At 52.3% G+C, this 20,398-nt stretch carries 23 protein-coding genes and 1 pseudogene; 10 read left to right on the top strand and 14 right to left on the bottom strand.

From position 1 onward, the window contains the following. Positions 1 to 2: 2 nt before the first annotated feature. The 7 genes from SAQUA_RS16035 (at position 3) to SAQUA_RS16065 (ending at position 5,613) form a co-directional block, all read left to right on the top strand. Complete coding sequence (locus SAQUA_RS16035; RefSeq protein ID WP_380680576.1) at positions 3 to 1,271, top strand: NAD(P)/FAD-dependent oxidoreductase; 1,269 nt, start codon at positions 3 to 5, stop codon at positions 1,269 to 1,271. Next, positions 1,268 to 1,993: a DUF1365 domain-containing protein gene (locus SAQUA_RS16040; RefSeq protein ID WP_380680579.1), complete on the top strand. Its 726-nt coding sequence runs from the start codon at positions 1,268 to 1,270 to the stop codon at positions 1,991 to 1,993. Before SAQUA_RS16035 ends, SAQUA_RS16040 begins: the two co-directional genes overlap by 4 nt. Further along, a complete protein-coding gene (locus SAQUA_RS16045) occupies positions 1,990 to 3,219 on the top strand; it encodes a class I SAM-dependent methyltransferase (RefSeq protein WP_380680582.1) in 1,230 nt (409 codons plus the stop codon). Before SAQUA_RS16040 ends, SAQUA_RS16045 begins: the two co-directional genes overlap by 4 nt. Before the next feature lie 20 nt (positions 3,220 to 3,239). Beyond that, on the top strand, positions 3,240 to 3,755 hold the full coding sequence (locus SAQUA_RS16050) for a hypothetical protein (RefSeq protein ID WP_380680585.1): 516 nt from the start codon (positions 3,240 to 3,242) through the stop codon (positions 3,753 to 3,755). After that, on the top strand, positions 3,755 to 4,291 hold the full coding sequence (locus SAQUA_RS16055) for a DUF3833 domain-containing protein (RefSeq protein WP_380680588.1): 537 nt from the start codon (positions 3,755 to 3,757) through the stop codon (positions 4,289 to 4,291). Before SAQUA_RS16050 ends, SAQUA_RS16055 begins: the two co-directional genes overlap by 1 nt. A 158-nt stretch (positions 4,292 to 4,449) precedes the next feature. Next, complete coding sequence (yedA, locus tag SAQUA_RS16060; RefSeq protein WP_380680591.1) at positions 4,450 to 5,361, top strand: drug/metabolite exporter YedA; 912 nt, start codon at positions 4,450 to 4,452, stop codon at positions 5,359 to 5,361. A gap of 78 nt (positions 5,362 to 5,439) precedes the next feature. Beyond that, on the top strand, positions 5,440 to 5,613 hold the full coding sequence (locus SAQUA_RS16065) for a hypothetical protein (protein ID WP_380680594.1): 174 nt from the start codon (positions 5,440 to 5,442) through the stop codon (positions 5,611 to 5,613). A gap of 39 nt (positions 5,614 to 5,652) precedes the next feature. On the opposite strand, the gene SAQUA_RS16070 is transcribed toward SAQUA_RS16065, so the two are convergent. The 6 genes and pseudogenes from SAQUA_RS16070 to SAQUA_RS16095 all read right to left on the bottom strand — a co-directional run bounded on the left by SAQUA_RS16070 (position 5,653) and on the right by SAQUA_RS16095 (position 10,460). Next, positions 5,653 to 6,444 carry an ABC transporter permease gene (locus tag SAQUA_RS16070; protein WP_380680597.1) on the bottom strand — a complete coding sequence of 264 codons (792 nt, stop codon included), beginning with the start codon at positions 6,442 to 6,444 and terminating at the stop codon, positions 5,653 to 5,655. Further along, entirely contained in the window at positions 6,441 to 7,373 is a 933-nt protein-coding gene (locus SAQUA_RS16075) for an ABC transporter ATP-binding protein (protein ID WP_380680600.1), read from the bottom strand. Before SAQUA_RS16075 ends, SAQUA_RS16070 begins: the two co-directional genes overlap by 4 nt. Next, positions 7,370 to 8,530, bottom strand: coding sequence for an ABC transporter permease (locus tag SAQUA_RS16080; protein ID WP_380680603.1), 1,161 nt, complete (start codon positions 8,528 to 8,530; stop codon positions 7,370 to 7,372). The genes SAQUA_RS16075 and SAQUA_RS16080 overlap by 4 nt, the downstream gene beginning before the upstream one ends. A 102-nt stretch (positions 8,531 to 8,632) precedes the next feature. After that, positions 8,633 to 9,562: an ABC transporter substrate-binding protein gene (locus tag SAQUA_RS16085; RefSeq protein WP_380680606.1), complete on the bottom strand. Its 930-nt coding sequence runs from the start codon at positions 9,560 to 9,562 to the stop codon at positions 8,633 to 8,635. A 288-nt stretch (positions 9,563 to 9,850) separates the two neighbouring features. Continuing rightward, positions 9,851 to 9,973, bottom strand: a pseudogene (locus tag SAQUA_RS16090) (Gfo/Idh/MocA family oxidoreductase); the annotation flags it as partial. Between the two features lie 13 nt (positions 9,974 to 9,986). Next, positions 9,987 to 10,460, bottom strand: coding sequence for a DUF192 domain-containing protein (locus SAQUA_RS16095; RefSeq protein WP_380680609.1), 474 nt, complete (start codon positions 10,458 to 10,460; stop codon positions 9,987 to 9,989). Positions 10,461 to 10,791: 331 nt separating this feature from the next. Here SAQUA_RS16095 and sseA point away from each other — a divergent pair, with 331 nt between their 5' ends. Then, positions 10,792 to 11,637 (top strand): 3-mercaptopyruvate sulfurtransferase, encoded by an 846-nt coding sequence (gene sseA, locus SAQUA_RS16100; RefSeq protein ID WP_380680612.1) that lies wholly within the window; start codon positions 10,792 to 10,794, stop codon positions 11,635 to 11,637. A 3-nt stretch (positions 11,638 to 11,640) separates the two neighbouring features. Here sseA and SAQUA_RS16105 read toward each other — a convergent pair whose 3' ends face one another. Beyond that, positions 11,641 to 12,510, bottom strand: a complete 870-nt coding sequence (locus SAQUA_RS16105) for a LysR substrate-binding domain-containing protein (RefSeq protein WP_380680615.1) — start codon at positions 12,508 to 12,510, stop codon at positions 11,641 to 11,643. A gap of 230 nt (positions 12,511 to 12,740) precedes the next feature. Between SAQUA_RS16105 and SAQUA_RS16110 the strand changes: the two genes are divergently transcribed. Both SAQUA_RS16110 and SAQUA_RS16115 read left to right on the top strand, forming a co-directional pair. Next, positions 12,741 to 13,313, top strand: a complete 573-nt coding sequence (locus SAQUA_RS16110; protein WP_380680618.1) for a DUF4865 family protein — start codon at positions 12,741 to 12,743, stop codon at positions 13,311 to 13,313. A gap of 31 nt (positions 13,314 to 13,344) precedes the next feature. After that, a complete protein-coding gene (locus SAQUA_RS16115; protein WP_380680621.1) occupies positions 13,345 to 13,875 on the top strand; it encodes a GNAT family N-acetyltransferase in 531 nt (176 codons plus the stop codon). A gap of 4 nt (positions 13,876 to 13,879) precedes the next feature. Here SAQUA_RS16115 and SAQUA_RS16120 read toward each other — a convergent pair whose 3' ends face one another. The 7 genes from SAQUA_RS16120 to SAQUA_RS16150 form a co-directional block, all read right to left on the bottom strand. Then, complete coding sequence (locus SAQUA_RS16120; protein WP_380681223.1) at positions 13,880 to 14,818, bottom strand: cation diffusion facilitator family transporter; 939 nt, start codon at positions 14,816 to 14,818, stop codon at positions 13,880 to 13,882. 188 nt (positions 14,819 to 15,006) lie between these two features. Beyond that, positions 15,007 to 15,471 carry a DUF1456 family protein gene (locus SAQUA_RS16125; protein WP_380680624.1) on the bottom strand — a complete coding sequence of 155 codons (465 nt, stop codon included), beginning with the start codon at positions 15,469 to 15,471 and terminating at the stop codon, positions 15,007 to 15,009. A gap of 134 nt (positions 15,472 to 15,605) precedes the next feature. Beyond that, complete coding sequence (gene phnE / locus SAQUA_RS16130; RefSeq protein ID WP_380680627.1) at positions 15,606 to 16,493, bottom strand: phosphonate ABC transporter, permease protein PhnE; 888 nt, start codon at positions 16,491 to 16,493, stop codon at positions 15,606 to 15,608. Beyond that, positions 16,493 to 17,356, bottom strand: a complete 864-nt coding sequence (gene phnE, locus SAQUA_RS16135) for a phosphonate ABC transporter, permease protein PhnE (protein WP_380680630.1) — start codon at positions 17,354 to 17,356, stop codon at positions 16,493 to 16,495. Before phnE (SAQUA_RS16135) ends, phnE (SAQUA_RS16130) begins: the two co-directional genes overlap by 1 nt. A 93-nt stretch (positions 17,357 to 17,449) precedes the next feature. Next, positions 17,450 to 18,382: a phosphonate ABC transporter substrate-binding protein gene (gene phnD, locus SAQUA_RS16140; protein WP_380680633.1), complete on the bottom strand. Its 933-nt coding sequence runs from the start codon at positions 18,380 to 18,382 to the stop codon at positions 17,450 to 17,452. A 50-nt stretch (positions 18,383 to 18,432) separates the two neighbouring features. Then, on the bottom strand, positions 18,433 to 19,266 hold the full coding sequence (gene phnC, locus SAQUA_RS16145) for a phosphonate ABC transporter ATP-binding protein (RefSeq protein WP_380680636.1): 834 nt from the start codon (positions 19,264 to 19,266) through the stop codon (positions 18,433 to 18,435). Positions 19,267 to 19,725: 459 nt separating this feature from the next. Beyond that, a complete protein-coding gene (locus SAQUA_RS16150) occupies positions 19,726 to 20,136 on the bottom strand; it encodes a hypothetical protein (RefSeq protein ID WP_380680639.1) in 411 nt (136 codons plus the stop codon). Positions 20,137 to 20,398: the final 262 nt, after the last annotated feature.

The raw sequence follows: 20,398 nt of genomic DNA on the forward strand, positions 1-20,398 counted from the left end.
CAATGAAGATCGCCATTATTGGCAGTGGCATTTCTGGCCTGACCTGTGCCTGGAAACTGGCACCCACACATCAGGTTACGCTGTTTGAAGCCAACGATTATCTCGGCGGGCATACTGCTACGGTGGATGTCACGTTGGAGGGGCAGCACTACGCTATTGATACCGGTTTTATCGTCTATAACGAGCGCACCTATCCCAATTTTATCGCCTTACTGGCTGAACTGGGTATTAGCGGCCAACCAACGGAGATGAGTTTCTCCGTTACCCATCCCGACAGCGGGTTGGAGTACAACGGCCACACGCTAAATACTCTGTTTGCCCAGCGCCGTAACCTGCTCAACCCGCGTTTCTATCGTTTTTTGCTAGAGATCGTGCGTTTCAATCGCTTGTGTAAAAAGCGTCTGAGTGAAGCAAGCATTGGCAGCGAAACCCTTGATGAATTCCTGCAACAGAACGCCTTTTCGCTCTATTTTGCTCAGCACTATCTATTACCCATGGGGGCCGCTATCTGGTCTTCTTCAATGGCCGACATGCGCCAGTTTCCTTTGGCGTTGTTCCTGCGTTTTTTTGATCACCATGGCCTGTTGGATGTGACCAATCGCCCGCAATGGTTCGTAGTACCGGGCGGTTCACGGGAATATGTACGCCGCATGCTGACCGCATTAGCAGGCAAAATTACTTTATATCTGAATACTCCGGTTCAACGGGTTGAGCGCCACCCGCAGCATTGTCTGATCCATAGTGCCCTGGGGGAACAGCAATTCGATCAGGTGATTTTCGCCTGCCATGCCGATCAGGCTTTGCATCTGCTGTCTGAAGTCAGCCCTTTAGAGCAACGTATTTTGAGCCAGTTGCCCTACCAGGCTAATGAAGTGGTTTTGCATACCGATACGCAATTATTACCGCGCCAACGCCGCGCCTGGGCAAGTTGGAACTATCTGTTACCTGCCAATGAAGGGCTGGCTGAAGCCCAGCGGGCCAGCGTAACCTACAATATGAACATTCTGCAGGGATTGCAGGCACCACATACCTTCTGCGTCACCCTTAACCCACAGCAGGCTATTGAACCGACGAAGATCCTGCGACGCTTCAATTACTATCACCCGGTATTTAATCAGGCCAGTGTGCAGGCACAGCAACAGCGCTCGCTGATTAATGGCCAACAGAATACCTGGTTCTGTGGCGCTTATTGGTACAATGGCTTCCACGAAGATGGCGTGCGCAGTGCGCTTGATGTCACTCAAGCCCTATTGCAGGCGCAGCCGGTATGAACAGCGCTTTGTATGTAGGCAACGTTCGCCACCGTCGTTTTACCCCGGTAGTGCACAGTTTCGATTATCGTATTTTCATGCCGTTGATCGACCTTGACGAACTGGGCCAGTTGCCTGCGCTGGGCATTGCACTGGAACGCTTTGCCCCCGCTTCGTTTTACCGCCGTGACTATCTCGGCGGTGGCGATATAAAAGCCAAAGCCCAGCAACGCATCGCTGAACTGACCGGTGAAAAACTGGCTGGCCGGGTGATGCTGCTCTGTCAGTTACGTTATCTGGGCTGCTACTTTAATCCGGTCAATTTTTACTATTTGTATAACGATGACGGCGAACTGCGCTGGCTATTGGCTGAAGTGTGCAATACGCCGTGGAATGAACGCCATACCTATGCAGTAAAACCCGATGGGACACTCCCAGTAGCCAAGCAATTCCACGTTTCGCCGTTCAACCCGATGGATATGACCTATCACTGGCGGCTTTCTGCACCGGCACACCGTCTGCGGGTTCATATCGAGAATCACCGCGCCACACGCGAATTCGACGCTACGTTACTGCTCTACCGGCAGCCCCTGACGCCAGCCACGCTGCGTCACCAATTGTGGCGTTTGCCATTGATGACGTTAAAAACTGCCGCTGCCATTTACTGGCAAGCACTGAAATTATGGCTAAAACGTACCCCTATCTACCCTCACCCCGCCACAGGCGGCAAGGATAAACTATGAGCTCCCCGGAATATTCCCTGCGCCGCAGCGCACTCATTTCCGGCCGCAACAAGAGCGCGCGCCACATTATTTTCACCCTTTTGCAGCAGTTACAGGGGGGAGGGCTAATTTTGCGCGAGCCGGGTATTGGGGAAACACGCTTTGGCGACACTAACGCTCCTTTGCAAGCGGAGGTTGATATCTGCGATCTACGCGCCTACAGCCGGGTGCTGTTCGGCGGCAGCATCGCCGCTGGGGAAAGTTACATCGATGGCGACTGGAGCAGCCCAGATCTGACCTGTCTGTTACAACTGCTCGCCAGCAATATGCAGTTGGTGGACAAGTTGGAGTCACGCTTGAGTTGGATCACCGCCCCCTGGCATGGATTGGTGCATCTGTGGCGCAGTAACAGCCAACGTCAGGCGCGGCGCAACATTGCCGCGCACTACGATCTGGGTAACCACTTTTATCAACAGTTTCTCGATCGTGACATGCTTTATTCCAGCGCGCTGTTCAGCGAAACGGATCTGACGCTGGAACAGGCACAGCAGGCAAAAATGCGCCGTCTGTGCGAGCAGTTGGATCTGCAACCTACCGATCACCTGCTGGAAATTGGCACCGGTTGGGGGGCTCTGGCCGAGTTTGCCGCACGCGAGTATGGCTGCCGGGTAACCACCACCACCATCTCCCAGGCACAATACGATTACGCCTGCCAGCGTATCGCACAGGCCGGGCTGACAGATCGGGTTACGCTGCTGTTTGAAGATTATCGCCAACTTAAAGGCCAATACGACAAGCTGGTTTCGGTAGAAATGATTGAAGCCGTTGGTAAACGTTTTTTGCCGCTATTTATCAAACGCTGCGAGCAGTTGCTGAAGCCAAAAGGAAAGATGGTCTTGCAAGCCATCACCATCAGCGATCAGCGCTATAAGCAATACAGTCGCAGTGTGGATTTTATCCAGCGCTATGTGTTCCCCGGTGGCTTTCTGCCTTCCATTACCGCCTTGTGCAACACGTTGACACACCATAGCGATCTGGTGATGTGCGATCTGTACGACATAGGCCGGGACTATGCCCGCACCTTACAGGAGTGGCGGCAACGTTTTGAGCATCACTGGCCAACTTTGCATAGCCAGGGATTTGACGAACGTTTCCAGCGCCTGTGGCGTTTTTATCTCTGCTACTGCGAGGCCGGGTTCTTGGCCCGCACGATTAGTACGGTTCAGTTAAGTGCCGAACGCCGATAAACCAGCTCAGGGGACTTTTGATGCGAATATTGTTAATACTGCTGCTTTGCTTGAGCAGCCTGCCAGCGCAAGCCGACAATTGGCTGACCTGGCCCACGGTAGGTAGCGCCAAGTTAAGTTGGGGGCCATTCGACATCTATTTCTCTGTGTTACGAACCCCTGCTGGACGATACCAGGCCAATCAGTGGCCACAGGCGTTAAGTATTAACTATCAGCGTGATATTGCCGCCGCCGATCTGGTGGAGGCAACGCAAGATCAGTGGCAAGCGATGGAAATAGCCGTTCCTGCTGAGCAACAACAGCGTTGGCTGGCGCAGTTGTCCGCCATTTGGCCTTCAGTGCAGAGCGGTAGCCAGATTACCTTTGTCGGCGATGACAACGGCGGGCTTTTCTATTACCGCCCACAACCGGATCAGCCAGTGCGGCAGATTGGTGAACGTTTCGACATTGCTTTTCGTGATGCCTTTCTCGCCATATGGCTATCGCCTGCAACGCAATATCCCGCCTTACGGCAACAATTGACTGGGGGTTCTTGATGAATATAAAACGCCTGTTTATGGTCTTGCTGATTTTGCTGGCAGGATGCAGTGCAGACATCAGTGACTACCGTTCGGAAAAACCCACTTTTGATCTGTTCGGCTACTTTAGCGGCGAAACTCGCGCATGGGGTATGGTGCAGGATTATCAGAATAAACAAATCCGACGCTTTGAGGTGGTTATTCAAGGAGATGTGGTCGGCGACACCCTGACGCTGCATGAAAAATTTGTCTATAACGATGGTGAGCGACAGACCCGAACCTGGCGCATCACCAGAAACCCGGATGGCACCTATCAGGGAACAGCGGGTGATATCATTGGCGTAGCCCATGGAAATACCGAAGGAAATGCGTTCAACTGGCGCTATGATATGGAAGTGAATACTGATAACGGTATGGTGAAGTTGCACTTTGACGACTGGCTGTACCGCCAGGATGAAACCCATGTGTTCAACCAAACTTCGTTGCGCAAGTTTGGTTTGGAAGTGGCCAGGGTCACGCTGTTTTTTGCCAAGACGCCTGCCCAAGCGCAGTAACGCTGGCAGGTAATGTCGGCCTGGCATTGCCAGGCCGAGTTATATTTGGTCGGTTTAATACATTTCGCCAGTGTCGTAAAAAAGCATTGATTATCAGCTATGCCTTAGGGTTTACTAAGTCTCCTAACCATTTCTCATCCTACCGAATAATAAAAACCATGCTGAGCCAACAGAATCGTCATCTCCTGCCATTAATAGGGGCGCTATTCACGCTATATATTGTCTGGGGATCGACCTACTATGCCATCAGGCTCGGTGTTGAAAGCTGGCCACCATTGATGATGGCAGGCATTCGTTTTCTGGTTGCCGGTATTATCCTGTTTGGTTTCCTGCTGCTGCGCGGCCATGCTCTGCCTACCCTGAAACAGTGGCTATCCGCTGGCCTCATCGGCATCCTGCTGTTAGCCGTGGGGAACGGTCTGGTTACGGTGGCGGAACACCAGGATGTTCCCTCAGGAATTGCCGCAGTGATGGTCGCCACGGTCCCCTTGTTTACTCTGCTCTTTAGCCTGTTCTGGGGGATCCGCAATACCAGACTGGAATGGGCTGGTATTGCTCTCGGCCTGGTGGGTATTGTGCTGCTTAACACCGGCAATAACCTGATAGGTAACCCGACCGGTGCATTATTAGTGCTGCTGGCCTCCGCCAGTTGGGCTTTCGGCTCGGTGCTCAGTTCGCGTATTTCACTCCCAGCAGGAGCAATGGCCGGAGCGGCAGAAATGCTGGTCGCTGGCGTGGTGCTGACAATTGCCAGCCAACTTAGCGGTGAGCATCTCGATAAAATGCCAAGCCTGAGCAGTTTTCTGGCGCTCGGTTATCTGATTGTTTTCGGTTCGATGTTGGCCATCAGCGCTTATATGTTCCTGCTTAAGAACGTGCGCCCGGTGGTGGCAACCAGCTACGCTTATGTCAATCCAGTGGTGGCCGTGCTGCTCGGTGTCGGCTTTGCAGGTGAGACACTGGCTCCGCGTGAGTGGCTGGCGCTGGTGGTGATCGTCTCCGCCGTGGTCTTGGTGACGCTGGGTAAATATCTTTTTGTGAGGCCACCTCAGGTGCAACCCGCCGAGTAGCGGTTAAAATGCGCCTTGTTTCACCCGGCCAAGGGATTATACTTGCCGCTGTTCTGAACAACCTGCGAAATAATAATCATGCTGAAAAAAGCGTTCATCGTCATCATCGCTCTGTGTGCCTTCAGTTCTCTGGGCGGCGTGTTCCTGGCCGGGCTGAATATCTATACCCGTTCCACTACGCCACACCAAGAGACTACTACCAACGACACTTCCACCCACAGCGAACCAGCCAAGACCATTCAAGCCAAGTAAAGTGCTACTGACAGCCGGTAATAACGGCTGCCTTTGCCTTCATCCTGCGGAAGATAAGACAGTGACCGCCTGTTGGCGCCAAGCGGTGAGGTAGCGTACCCAGCGTTCAAATAACATGTCAGTAATGATCGCCAGCAGCGCGACCACTACTGCGCCCTGGATCACATAGGCGGTGTTGAACCCACTCAGTCCGATAATGATTGGTGAGCCTAGCGTTTTGGCACCTACCGTCGAAGCAATAGTGGCTGTGCCAATATTGATAATGACTGAAGTCCGCAGCCCCGCGACAATCACCGGGGCAGCCAAGGGCAGCTCGACACGCCGCAGAATTTGCCAACGGCTCATGCCGACACCTTGGGCCACTTCCCGCGTCGCCGCGGGTACGGATTCAATCCCAGCCAGCGTACCTTGCAGGATTGGCAACAAGCCGTACAACACCAGCGCAATAATGGCCGGCTGTTCACTGAATCCCATCACCGGTACAGCAATAGCCAGCACCGCTACCGGCGGGAAGGTTTGCCCAACCGCCACCACGGTTTCCACCAGCGAACGAAACTCCCGCCCCGCCGGCCTTGTAACGGCGATACCGGCAGCCACGCCAATCGTCGCCGCGATCAGGCTCGATACCGCAACCAGCAGTAAGTGGGCCTGTAACAGCGAAAAGAAACTGTCTTGCTGATAGACCGGCCGATCCAGATCCGGGAACCAGGCGGCAAACAGGCCGTGTAACTGGTTCATGCCAAACACCAATGCCAACAACAGCGTGATGACCCACGGCAAGGGATCGCACAACCATCGGCACCAGCTAGGTGATGCGCTATAGCGGCTCATGGCAGTGCCTTTGGCGTTATTAAATCGCTGAAGTGGATCACTCCAAGCTGTTCCCCCTGTTCACCGATTACCGGCAGACATTCACTGCCCCTGGTGACAAACACCGAAAGTGCATCGCGCAGGCTCATGGTTGCACCAATCGGCTCACCTGCCGCACTACCCGGCCGCATGCGTTCTGCCACCGTCCCCAGTGCCAGCAGTTTGATACCCCTATCACTACGGCCAAAGAAATCACGCACAAAATCGTTTACCGGGTGGGTTAACAAGGCCATTGGCGTGCCCTGTTGGACCACTCGCCCTTGGTCAAGTAAGACGATGCGATTGGCTAAGTGTAATGCTTCATCAATATCGTGAGTCACCAGTACAATAGTGCGCCCCGACAGTTGATGGATACGTACCATCTCCGCCTGCAGTGTGGCCCGAGTCACCGGGTCGAGCGCGCCAAAGGGTTCATCCATTAGCAGGACCTCCGGGTCGGCGGCAAGCGCACGCGCTACGCCCACCCGCTGCTGCTGGCCGCCCGACAACTGATGTGGATAGCGGCGGAACAGTTCAGGTTCCAGATGCAATAGCTCCATCAGTTCGGTAACGCGATCGCGAATACGTGCGCGAGGCCATTTCAACAATTGCGGCACCGTGGCAATATTCTCTTCCACCGTCCAGTGTGGAAACAGGCCAATCGACTGAATGGCATACCCCATGCGGCGGCGTAAATCCTGCGGTTTGAAATTATGGATCTCTTCACCAGCAAATCTGATTTTTCCCTCATCATGTTCGATAAGCCGGTTTATCATCTTCAAGGTGGTCGATTTTCCCGACCCCGAAGTACCGATCAGGACAGTGAATTCCCCCGCCGCAATGTTTAGCGTGAGGTTATCCACCGCAGGTTTGCCCTGAAAAAGTTTGCTTACCCGCTCAAAGTTAATCATCGACGCGTCACTTCCAGCATAGAAATCATGAATTTAAATAGTGAATCGACCATCACCGCCATGACGATCACCGGGATCACGCCAAGCAGCACCAGATCCAACGCGCTACTGAGCAGCCCCTGAAACACAATGGCACCGAAACCCCCAGCCCCGATCAGTGCGGCCACCACCGCCATCCCCACGGTTTGCACCGCGAGGATACGCACACCGGTGAGCAATAGCGGCAATGCCAAGGGTAATTGCACCGCTAAGAAGATCTGCCATCGTGTCATCCCCATACCACTGGCGGACTCGATCACGCTGGCTGGAACACTTTGCAAACCAGCAACCACACTGCGTACCAGCGGTAACAGCGCATAAAGTACTAATGCCACAATGGCGGGAGCCATGCCGATGCCACTGATGCCTAGCGTTGCCAGCCAAGGCAGTGCCGCAACCAATCCCGCCAATGGCGCAATCAACAGGGCAAATAAGGCGATTGAAGGTACGGTCTGGATAATATTGAGCGTAGAGAAGATCGGCGTTTGCCAACGGCTTGAGCGAAAACAGAGCACCCCTAGCGGTACGCCAATCAACAGCGTTGGCACCAGGGTAGCCAGTAAGATCGTCAGATGTTGCAATAGCGCAGCGTCAAACACATCCTGCCGGTTATAGTATTCTTTCAGCAGCGAAAGGTGATCTAGTTGGTGTGTAAACAGTAGCAACAGTGCCGGGATCATCACGACACTGTTTCCCAACACGCGCCACAGGTGCGATGGCGTAACCCGCGTTACGGCATCTGTAGCAATCAACCCGCTCAACGCTGCCATCAGCCAGCAGCCGCTCCCCCAGGATGTGCGTGCCAGGGCAGAACCCTGCAGCGCCAGTTGCCGGGCGGCATAACCACTCAGCCAGAAGATCAGGGCCAACAACAGCGCCGCTACAAGCGCGGTCAGCATGGACCGTTGGCGTGTCGGTGCCAGCACGCTGAGAATGGCCAGCACAAACATCGGTAGCAACAGCCACAACGCCGGGCCATGCAGCAGAGAAATCAGGGAAATTCCCTTACCAGACAGCAGACGATTGGGAGCATAACTGAGGAATGGTAAGCCAAATGCTGCCAACAGCAACAGGGTTAGCAGTGTCAGCAGTACGCGATTTTTTAACACAGTAGTCAAAGCCACTCCATGGTTCCGGTTATCCTCTTGCTCTTTATACGCTAACGTTGCTGGCTAGATAGGCGTTGCTTGACTGTACCTACCCTGCCAGCGAAATAGAGATTATTTAACTAACCCTTTCTCTTTCAGATAATTGGCGGCTACCTGCTTGGCATCCTGCCCTTCGACCGCAATTTGTGCGTTTAATTTCTGCAACGTAGGCCCGTCCAGCGTTGCAAAAACCGGCTTGAGCAACTCGGCAATATTAGCATGCTGCTTTAAGGCCGCTTCGCGGATGATCGGAGCCGGTGCGTAGATCGGTTGTACACCCAGCGGATCTTCCAACGTTTGCAGCCCCAGCGCAGCCACTGGACCATCCGTTCCATAGGCCATTGCCGCATTCACTCCCGAGGTCTGTTCCGCAGCGGCTTTGATGGTTACCGCCGTATCGCCACCCGCCAGCGAGAGCAACTGATCCTGGTTGAGCTTGAATCCATAAGCATTCTGGAAGGCCGGTAACGCGTCTGGGCGCTCGATAAATTCAGCCGACGCGGCCAGCTTGAACTTGCCGCCGCCATTGATCCACTTTGCCAGATCCGCCAGGGATTTAAGATGATTGGCCGCTGCCACATCCTGACGGATCGCAATAGTCCAGGTATTGTTCGCCGGAGCCGCATCCAGCCAGACAATCTGGTTTTGCTTATAGTCGAGCTGTTTCACCTTATCAAACCCAGCCTGGGCATTTTTCCAGGCCGGATCTTTTTCATCAGAGAAAAAGAAGGCTCCATTGCCGGTGTATTCCGGGTAGATGTCGATTTCGCCAGAGGTAATCGCTCCCCGCAGCACCTTAGTCGCCCCCAATTGCAATTTATTGGTGGTTTTGATGCCGTTGGCTTCCAGTACCTGCACGATAATGTTACCCAGCAACGACCCTTCGGTATCAATTTTGGAGCCCACGCGTACCGAATCGGCCGCGTAAGCAATGCTGCCAGTCCCGGCAATCAGAACCAACGCCAACGCCAATAAACGTCCACGTAATGGGGTAATAGCCATGCTTTCTTCCTCTCTTATCAGGCTTTCCAGATATGCTCTAAATAATTCAAGCTGCATCAGCCCTGCAACTTGAAGGGCGTCGGATATAAATGATAGCCCAGAACCGGGGATCCTAACCGCCAAGATACACAGAATGCCTCTGTAATGCTTTAACGGCTAGATATTCATACAATATTTAGGGAATGTGGTCGCCGGAGGGGGATAACAGCAGTAATTAAACTGGGAGGTTGATGACAAAGTCGCCTTCTAGCCCGAGATACCCGAGCCTAGCGCTCCGACGGCTTACGCCGTTACGACCCCTTTGGCCCGCGCAGCCTGTATCATTTCTGCGGCATTTTGCGCATCCAGCGCCAGCGGTTTTTCCGAATACACATGCTTGCCGTGTGCTATGGCCGCCAGAGCCATCTCTTTAGGTGGCATAACTCTACTGCGCTACACAAGTTCTTGCTGTCAGACGGACTCCCACTTTTAATCCATACTTCTGGAACTCACCACGAGCCAGTTCAAGGGCATCGAGTGCAGGTTGGATCGAATAATGGCGATCGTCCGTTTCCGGTTGCATATCCTCAACGGCAAACAACCGCCCCGAGTGGTCAAAGAATCCGATGGACAAAGGAACGTATGTATCACGCATCCAGAATATGCGCGGTTCTGCCTTGTCCCAGGAGAACAGCATGCCCGGCCCTACGTTGTCGCGTTTGGAGAGCCCTTTCGCCTGCTGCTCGATGGTTCTGACAACCGGCACGCCTGCCAGGGTTATGCCGTTGGAAAAGTGAAGGTCACACTTTTCGGCTGATTGCGTTGCCCGGGCCTGATGGCTGCCAATAGAAAACGCCACGGTGAACGCTAAAGCGACCGATAGACTTCTGGTGCGAACCGTTCCATTGCGATAGTTCATTGCTTATCCTCGGTTTAAAGATTGGTTTAACTCACTATTATAGACACAGCCTAGGCTGTGTCCGAGGTTGATGACAAAGTCGCCTTCTGACCCGAGATACCCGGGCCTAGCGCGCCGAGGGGCGCTCCGACGGCTTACGCCGTTACGACCCCATCGGCACACTCTCCCTAATAACGGGGTTGGTCAGCAGTCTGAGACACAGCCTAATACTAAACCTTTCCGCTAGCGTGCTAAATCAGATAACCTTACTCGTTGAATCTGCGGTTTTATTAACCGTAGCCCCCGCCCCAGATACACAGGGTATATGTTTGATAACAGGTAAATAATAATCATGAACTCTCCCTTTATAGTGACGGCAGAATGGTTGGAACAGCATATTAACGATGAGGACCTGGCGGTCGTTGACGTGCGTATGTCCCCCGTGGGGCTGCTCCCAAAGAAAGACATGTTAGCCGAGTTTGAACGCGGCCATATTCCCGGTGCGGTGTATTTCGATATCGACGATGTTGCGGACAAAAATACCTCGTTACCGCATATGCTGCCAACGGAGGAAGCATTTAGCGAAGCGGTAGGTAAACTGGGTATCAGTGAGAAACAGACTATTGTTTTCTATGATGAAGGTAATCAGTTCTCTGCCCCGCGCGGCTGGTGGACATTCCGTAATTTTGGCGCACAGAACGTTTTCGTGCTCGACGAGGGGTTGCAAGGGTGGATTGCCCGTGGCAATGAGTTACAAACCGGCGCGGCCCAACCTGCCCCCACCAAATTCCAGGCTCATTTCAACGCTGAGGCAGTAGTGGATATGCAGCAAGTGGAGCAAGCAATGGATAACAAACTGCAGATCATAGATGCCCGCGCAGCGCCCCGTTTCTTTGCACAAGCGGACGAACCCCGCCCCGGCCTGCATCGTGGCCACATTCCCGGTAGCATCAATATCCCTTACCCTGAGCTGCTGGAGAACGGACGTTTCAAGTCGCTGGCTGCACTGAAACAAACCTTCAGCGACAAAGGGGTTGATATCAACGCACCAACCATCGTCAGCTGCGGTTCTGGTGTAACGGCCGCCGTGCTGGCTCTGGGGTTACAATCCCTGGGAGCCGAGCAGGTGAAGCTATACGACGGAGCCTGGAGCGAGTGGGGAGCGCTGAGTGGCAAGCAACCCATTGCCAAAGATTAGGGATTAACTATTTAGCCGTTCAATCACAATCTGCGCCAGGCGTTGGACCGCTGCCTGCGGCTGATCTTCGGCCCGGTGCAGCACCACACCTATTGGATTGAGTTCAGGCAGTATGCCGGGGGGCTGGCAGAATAGCGTTGACGGTAATCCGCTATCGGTTCGTACCGTCACCCCCAGGCCCGCGCTGACCGCTGCCCATACGCCAGCAAGACTGCGGCTGGTAAAAGCAATACGCCACGGGATCCCAGCACGATCCAGGGCGGTGGTCGCTGCGTTACGCATCAGGCACGGAGCTTCAAACACCACCAGCGGCAGCGCCTCCCCACTGGCTTGCCAATGGCAAAAATCAAAATCAGGGGAAGCGATCCACTGCATCATTCGTTGCCCCAACGCCTGCTGAAAAGGCGTGCGAGTGCCGCCATCCCAGGCTAATGATAAATCCAGTTGCCCATTAAGCACCCCATCGATCAGTTCTGCATTGCGGCCAATGCGCGCTTCAATCTGTACACGCGGATGCGCGCGGGCAAAGCTACCCAACACTTGCGGCAAAAACGTTTCGCCAAAGTCTTCCTGCAACCCCAGGCGAACCTTCCCCTGCAGATCCAGGCCGCGAACCGCCACAGCGGCTTCATCATTCAGTTCTAACAAACGACGGGCATAACCAAGCAGCGTTTCACCTGCTTCGGTCATCATCATCCCTCGCCCTGACTTGCGCAGGATTGGCGATCCCACCTGTTGCTCAAGTTTTTTCAGATGAGCACTGACGGCCGACGTCGAACGCCCCAACCGTTCCGCCGCCTTGGCAAAACTACCCAGCTCGATCCCCGTAACGTAACTGCGCAGGTCGTCGAGATCGAAAGTTATCCTCGCCATGTTAACCATCCTGATTTAATGAACTATACCCGTCGCCCTTCAAGCTGCATGGGTGTTGGCTGCCTTCTCTCACCCCAGTCACTTGGTTTACCAAGCTCCTGGGGCTTCGCTCAGTGGCCGCCTACATGCAACTTGAAGTAACTTGGGTATATCAATTTTAGTAATGCCGATTTTTTAGATCAAAATGCCGTGCGATGCTGTTGTCGTCAATTTCTTTCAGGAGCTTCACCATGATCGCTATGCAATACCGATTCACTCTACCCGCCGACTACTATATGAACATTATCCGCCACCGCATTGCCGACTTTGGTCATTTGATGGATGCGCACCGGCAGTTAATCTTTAAAGCCTATCTGTATGCGTTGAAAGGTGAACAGAGCATGGAGAATACCTATGCGCCATTCTATCTGTGGAACAGCAATCAGGGGATGAGTGATTTTGTTTGCGGTAGCGGATTTCGTGGCGTCAGTCAGGCTTTTGGCTGGCCACGGGTCGACTGCTGGCTACCTTGGTTGGTGCAGATAGATCGCCAAGGGCTTACCGATGCCCATTTCGCAACCAGTGAATATCAACCAATTCTCCCCCATTGCGATCTGTCGTTGTTGCGTTCGCAGCAGCAGGCCAATCCATTGGCATTGGCCAGTATCGTCGCATTCAACCCGACCAGTTGGCACCTGATGCATTTCCACTTGTGGCGTGAAAAACCTGAACTTACCAACAATCGCACGCAGTGCTATCAGGTGGGGCATATCTCTGCACCACTGGATAATTCGCTGTTACCTCAAACAGGCGAGCGATTATAATTCCGGCTTATCCAACAACAGGGAGGTTGCCGTGCTCACTATTCGTCAGGCGTTACCCGCAGATTTAACCACCGTGCGGGAAATTGGTATTGCCAGCTATGTTGCCCATTTCGGTGCACTCTGGCGCAATCCGCAGGAGATGGCCGCTTTTCTGGACCAGGATTTTTCCGTAGAGGCACTCGAGAAGTCATTGCGAGACGCTCAGACTTGCTGGCTATTAGCCTACCAAGAGAGCGTCGCGGTAGGCTTTGCCCGCATAAACTTTGACAGCAGGTTGGAAGCCACCGCAACAACCGGTGCTGAGCTACAGAAGATCTACTTTATGCCCGGTTTTGCCGGGCTTGGCTATGGCGAACGTCTGTATGACGAAGTACAGCGGCGAGCCATCGGCAAACAGCAACGGCAGCTGTGGCTGGACGTGCTGAAAACCAACGTTGCCGCACAACGGTTCTATCAGCGGCAAGGAATGCAAATCGTTGGCGAGTACCTTTTCTCCAGTGGCAGCGAATCCGTTGAACTTTGGTGTATGGCCAAGCCTCTGGACCCGGTCAGGTGCAATTAACGGCCTACAACCATTTGGGATCATGGGTAAATGAGATAGTCAACCAGCGGTGGGGGCTATCTTCGCCGATGGCATCGGCAATTTGGTCGCGGATTTTATCAAACTTTTGCACACCGCTTTTTTCCATGCTTTCCGGGATAACGATATGGATCTCAATAAACAAACCACGTCCCATGCGCGTGGCATAGTTGGAATAATCCAGAAAGCCATATTCCAGCGTGAGCTGCGCCATAATGGCTTCCACTTTGCAATCCAGGCTGTCGGGGGTCATCTGCAAGACCTCACTCATGGCAGATTTCACCGTTTTTATCGGTATTGGTAACAACACCAACGTCAAAATAGCCAGAGCTAAAGGATCGGCATAGACGATCAGATGCTCATAGCGGGTACCTTCCATCAGCCAGGAAAGAATAAAAGCCACCAGTAATGCCGAGCTGATACAGGCAGACATCAACCAGCTTTTGGTATCCAGCGCAATTAACTCCGACTTGACCTGCTTATTCAACTTCAACTGCTTAAAGTAAAGGAAGAAGCAGAAAAAACTGATCGTGACGGCATAAACAATCGCCCAACCCAATTCAAGTTCACGCCCACCGTCTGCGATCCCCTTAACGGCGTTCACAAAGGCGTAGAGACACAACAAGGTCAGCAAGCTGCCGTTAAACGCCAGCACCAGCGGTTCGATATGCCAAAAACCGTACTGAAAACGGCGGCTATGAGGTTGCCCCAGCAAGCGTGAAACCATCAAGGACAGTGCACACATACCGGCATCCAACGCCGAAAACATACCGTCAAAAACAATCGACATTGAACCGCAGACAATACCAAACACAATCCCAGAACTGGCGATAAAAAGGGTACACAAGATTGAGCGTCTGAGTATTTTCTGTTCTATAGCGGTGTTGCTTAACTGCTGAGGAATAGGTGTGGGCGCTGTAGTCATCATTATGATCTTATTGTGTCAAAACAGTTCAGACGCGTATTATCGTGATGAGAATAATCAGTTCACTGATATTCATCGAGATAAAACCCCCATATCGTACTGAGTATGATCCACAAATCTATTACGCGCAAAAGACAGACTAAGCTGGACAGGAAGCGCCCATGATTAGGGCGCCGGAAGTCGGGGGATTATGCGCCACGCAGGCGCTGGGCCAAACCTTTCAGGAAGTAGCGCAGCATCTGATCGCCACATGGGCGATAGTTCTTGGTGCCTTCTTTACGGAACAGCGCACTCAGTTCAGGCTTGGAGATACGGAAATCAACGGAGGTAAATATCTGCTGCAGATCGATATCTTTCAGCTCGAAGGCCACACGCAGCTTTTTCAGTACCAGATTATTCGTGATCGGCAGTTCTATTGCAGGGGGCGGAAATTTATCATCCTTGCCACGCTTGAATAACACCAGACCATTGAGAAAATGCGCCATGACTTCGTCAGGACAGGGTTCAAAACCCGGCTCACCTTCTTTGACCATATAGGCCCCCATGGCTGCAACATCGACGTCAAAATCGTCAAGCTTGACGATCGCAACCATCTTCGCGTCATTAATAGCCAGCATGTAGCGCACGCTACGCAGCACATCATTGTTAATCATGGAATTGCCTTTAGCTTGTCAATCAGGGGACATGTGGCGCAGTAACATAACCGCCACACACCTTGTATGGCGGCAGTATAGGGTTCCGGCAGGGGTTTCTCAAACGTATTTCTAGCGGCGCAGACAGGCAAGGACTAATTTGTCTGCTTATAAAGAGGGATCTCTTCACCCACGATGTATTTGTTGCGTAGCATCGAGGATACCTTGTCCATCAGCATCACCACCACCACCAGCAGCAAGGTGATAAACATCACCACATCCCAGTTCCAGAGCCGCATGTTCTCGGCATACACCAAACCAATCCCTCCTGCGCCAACAAAGCCAAGCACCGCCGCAGAGCGGGTATTGGACTCAATCTGGTAGAGACTCAACGCCAGGAAGGTGGGAAAAGATTGGGTGAAAATACCATAACGATGCTTTTGCAAACCGTTCGCACCAACCGCCGTCAACCCTCGGCTCGGGGATTTCTCCACCGCTTCATGACCTTCCGCATACAGTTTGCCGAGTAACCCAATATCCTGCATAACGATGGCTAACACACCAGCCAATGGCCCCATCCCTACCGCGCGTACGAAAATCAGCCCCCAGATAGCCATGTCGATGCCACGCAGGATATCAAGCAAACAGCGAACCACACCGGCAACGGGGCGTAACCAGGGTGCTGACATGACATTACGTGCGGCAAAAAATGACAGTGGCAAAGCGAGTAGCGATGCCGTAAGCGTGCCAACAAATACGATTGCGAGGGTGATAAAGATCTGCTGGAAGTAATAGATAAATGGCCAGTTGGCAAAATCGTGCCAGACAAACATCCTGACAAAGTAACGGCTAATCTGCTGGCAACCATTAATAAACTGCAGCCAGGAAATACCGAAAAACAGGAAAAAGAATACGTAATACAACACAATCGCTGCAGCTATAATGCCAACCGTACGCAAATAGCGGCTTTGACGCGAGAAGATTTCCGGGTGCTGCTGTTTCAGTTGCTGCAAATTTATGGCAGAGATCGGCTGAACAGACATTAGGTTTTTCCTTCTACAACGCGTTTACGTAACTCACCGGAAACGTAATCCAGCAGTGATACCACGACGATTATTAATATCAACGTCATGCTGACCTGATCGTAACGATCTAATTTGATATTGGTCATCAGTTCTTGACCAATCCCCCCTGCCCCGACCAGGCCAAGGATGGTCGACTGGCGGAAGTTGATTTCCAGCCGCATAAACCCGTAGGACAGAAATATCGGCTTAACCTGAGGCCACAGGCCGAAACGCATGCGCTGCATTGGCGTAGCGCCGCAAGCCGTCAGCCCACGTACCGGCTTGTTTGATACGGTTTCTATCGCTTCATAGAACAACTTGGTCAGGCTACCGATGGTATGCAATGCCAAGGCCATAAACCCAGGAATGGCACCAATGCCGAACGCCATGACAAACATCACTGCCCAGGCCAGTTCAGGCATAGTGCGCAAAAATGCTACCAGAGTACGAATGGCGAAACGTAATCCCGCTGGGCTATGGGTGTTATTAGCGGCCAGAAATGCCAGCACGCCGGCGATAAGGACAGAGAGAATGGTCGCAGCCAAGGCTAGTTGTATGGTTTCCCAGATCAACGGTAACTGGATATTCAACCGGTATCCCCAGTAGGCAAAAGAACCTTCCGTATGACTATCGGCAAACAACACAGGCCAATGCAAAACAGGTATGGTCTCTGCCAGATAGTCAAAAAAGTGGGGGATAGAAACCCACACGGTATGCAGATTGAATTCGGCGAGGTTGCCAGCACCAAGATAGAGTACCGCCAGCCCCAGAGACCAGAGCAAGGTTTCACGCTTTTGCTTGCTGCGGATCCGTTGATAGTAGTGTGCAAAATCGGTCTTCAAAATGGCTTCCCATCATTGGGTTACAGCAAAAATTGTTCCCTCACCGCCCCCTGTAGAGCAGGTTAAAGTGAGGGATGAAAATATATAGCGGTATCAACGTGAGCCTTTGGTCAGTTCACGCTTCATATCGATGATAGTCTGGTACTCTGCCAGTGTGACATCACCAATGTGCTGCTTGCCGCCCATCGCTTTGATGAAGCACTCGTGATCTTCTTTATCCAGCTTTTTGATGGCGGCAACCAGTTGCTCTTTGAAATCAACCGGCAGTGCCTGACGAATCAGAATCGGGCCGTTCGGGATCAGCGGCGACTGCCAGATGATGCGGATCTTCTTCATCAAATCCGGGTGATCCATGCGGATCATGCGGCCAAAAGCACCGCTGCTATAACCGCTATCGTAATCACCGACCATCGAAGTCCAGGTTACCGCGCCTTCAAACTGGCCGTTCAATACACCCAGAATGTCCTGCTCATGACCACCGGAGAAGGTTACGCTGGAGAAAAAATTGTTGTATTTATCGTCCAGTGAGCCGCCGAACTGCTGCTTAAATACCTGATTTGGAAACAGGAAACCGGAAGTGGAATCCGGCTCTGCAAAACCGAAGGACTTGCCTTTCAGGTCTTCCAGTTTTTTGTAGGGGCTATCGGCTTTGACCAATACCACCGAGTGATAACCACGTGACTGATCCACATCGTCTACGCCGATCCCTACCAATTCGACCGCTTGCGGATCTTTGAGATAGACCGAGGCGAATGAAGACGGTGATATGCCGAATACCAAATCGATCTTACCGCCCAATAGGCCCTGGATCACACCAGCATAATCGGAAGAGTTGCGCAGCTTGGTATCCACGTTGAGTTCTTTATCCAGAAATTGCTTCACACATTGGTTGTCACCAATCTGCTGAGTGGCGTTTTGCCCACCCATAATCCCCAGATTCAGTTCCTTGGGTGCATCTGCTGCCCCCACATTAAATGCCATTATTACGCCAGCTATCAGAGTGGTCAGACTCAATACTTTTTTCATTGCGCGTTCCCTGTGTGTAAAGGTAAAAGTGGAAATCAACATTCAAGGGGTTAATGGATCTGGTTGGCTTCTTCACCATACAGCTGCTGCAAAATCCGTTCGTCGAGCAGTGCCGGGGGACCATCAAAAATGATTTGTCCCTGAGCGATACCGATCACCCGCGTGCAGTACTCCCTGACCAATTCAACCGAGTGCAGGTTCACCATGACTGCAATATCGTTTTCACTGATTTTCTGCAGAGCATCCATAATACGCCGGGTGTTTTTGGGATCGAGCGAGGCGACCGGCTCGTCGGCCAGCAGAATTTTCGGGTTTTGCATCAGCGCACGGCAGATCGCCACACGTTGCATCTGGCCGCCGGAAAGATGTTCGGCGCGCTGTAGTGCATGGGGTAGCATATTCAGCCATTGCAGTAACTCTATTGCGCGTGCGCGGTCGGTATCATCAAAGACCTTGAAGAAAGATTTCAGCGTTGAGGTATGACTGAGGCGGCCAAGCAGCACGTTGGTCATCACGTCCAGCCTTGGCACCAGACAAAAGTCCTGGAAAATCATGCCGCACTGTGCGCGCCACTGGCGCATCTGACGGGTAGTGAGTTTGGCAATATCCTGCACGATATCGCCGTCATCAAAATGCAGTATCTCGCCACAGCTCGCAGGGATGGTGCCATTCAAGGTATGCAACAGCGTCGATTTACCGGCACCTGAGCGGCCAATTACGGCAACAAACTCACCGGCATGCAGATCGAAATTAATATCGTCGAGAACACGTTGCTGGGATTGGTATGCTTTACCCAGTCCTTTCACCGAGAGTACTTTGCGCAACTGGAGTGGCTGTTGCTGCGGATAATCGGTCTGTGCGAGTTTTAACTGTGCCTGAGCCATATGATTTCTCTGAGTTCAGTGGTGAATCACTATGGGCACCTATTAACGAATATCTTTGTGACGCCGAGATGATGAATTTATGGCCGGGAAATGACGCTGAACGGAGTTTGGTCTGTGAGAAGTAAATTTTGATAAACACATAACGCGTGTCTTTGCCAAGATTAACCAGCAGGTTGCAGATGAGGAAGAAATACTATTTCTGAAGTTGATGACAAAGTCGCCTTCTGACCCGAGATACCCGGGCCTAGCGCTCCGACGGCTTACGCCGTTACGACCCCATCGGCACGCTCTCCCTAATAACGGGGTTTTTCAGCAGTCTGAGGTGACCACCGAAGTGGTCACCTTTATGGCGGAAATGGCGACAAATAAATATTGCTTACAACAGCATACACCTAGAGCCTATTTAGGCTGTGTCCTCAATTACACATGAGCGCCGCTGGCCGGTAAACAGCATGTCAATTAAGCGCCAGAGCCGATTACAGCAATAAGCGCCGTGGTAACAGTAACCGCAAGAACCGCTACCACCACTACCGTCGTTACAGCAACGCCACCACCAACGGCTGCCGCAGTTTTTGTCTTGGAAAGGTCTTTTCTTTCTAAAGAAGCAATTTCCGAGATGGGGATAACTGCACCATTCTCACCAACAATAGTACTTGGCTCTTTTTTAGCCACCTTTAGTTCACCCTCTGTGCCGTCCTTAAGCTTGTACCGGAGCTCATCCCCAGCGTAAAGAGGTGGCTGCAACTCGTAATAGTTATAACCTTCACCAATTTGCTGTTTTTTAAGCTCTACAGAATTATAAGAGTGACATCCACTGGTAGCCAAGGTTGCCAGCACCATAGCCACACCACAAATTTTCTTCAATTTCATGTTTCACCCTCACCGAGCGAGCGGACTTAGATTTGATATACTCAAGATAATTCTAGTTGTATTACAAAAACGCGGTGCGTTTATGAACAGCACCTTTGCTGGCCCAGACTTGAGCCGAGTAACGCGGCAACGCAGTGAGTCCCCGGGAGCTTACTCCATTCAATGACTGGGGTGAGCGAGGAGAACCAACGCACATGCAACTTGAACTATGACGAGTATATCTTTGCTGTCTTACAGAACCCATAATATATACTCAAATAAT

It is taken from the genome of Serratia aquatilis, from assembly GCF_044865145.1.
GTDB classification, from domain to species: domain Bacteria; phylum Pseudomonadota; class Gammaproteobacteria; order Enterobacterales; family Enterobacteriaceae; genus Chania; species Chania aquatilis.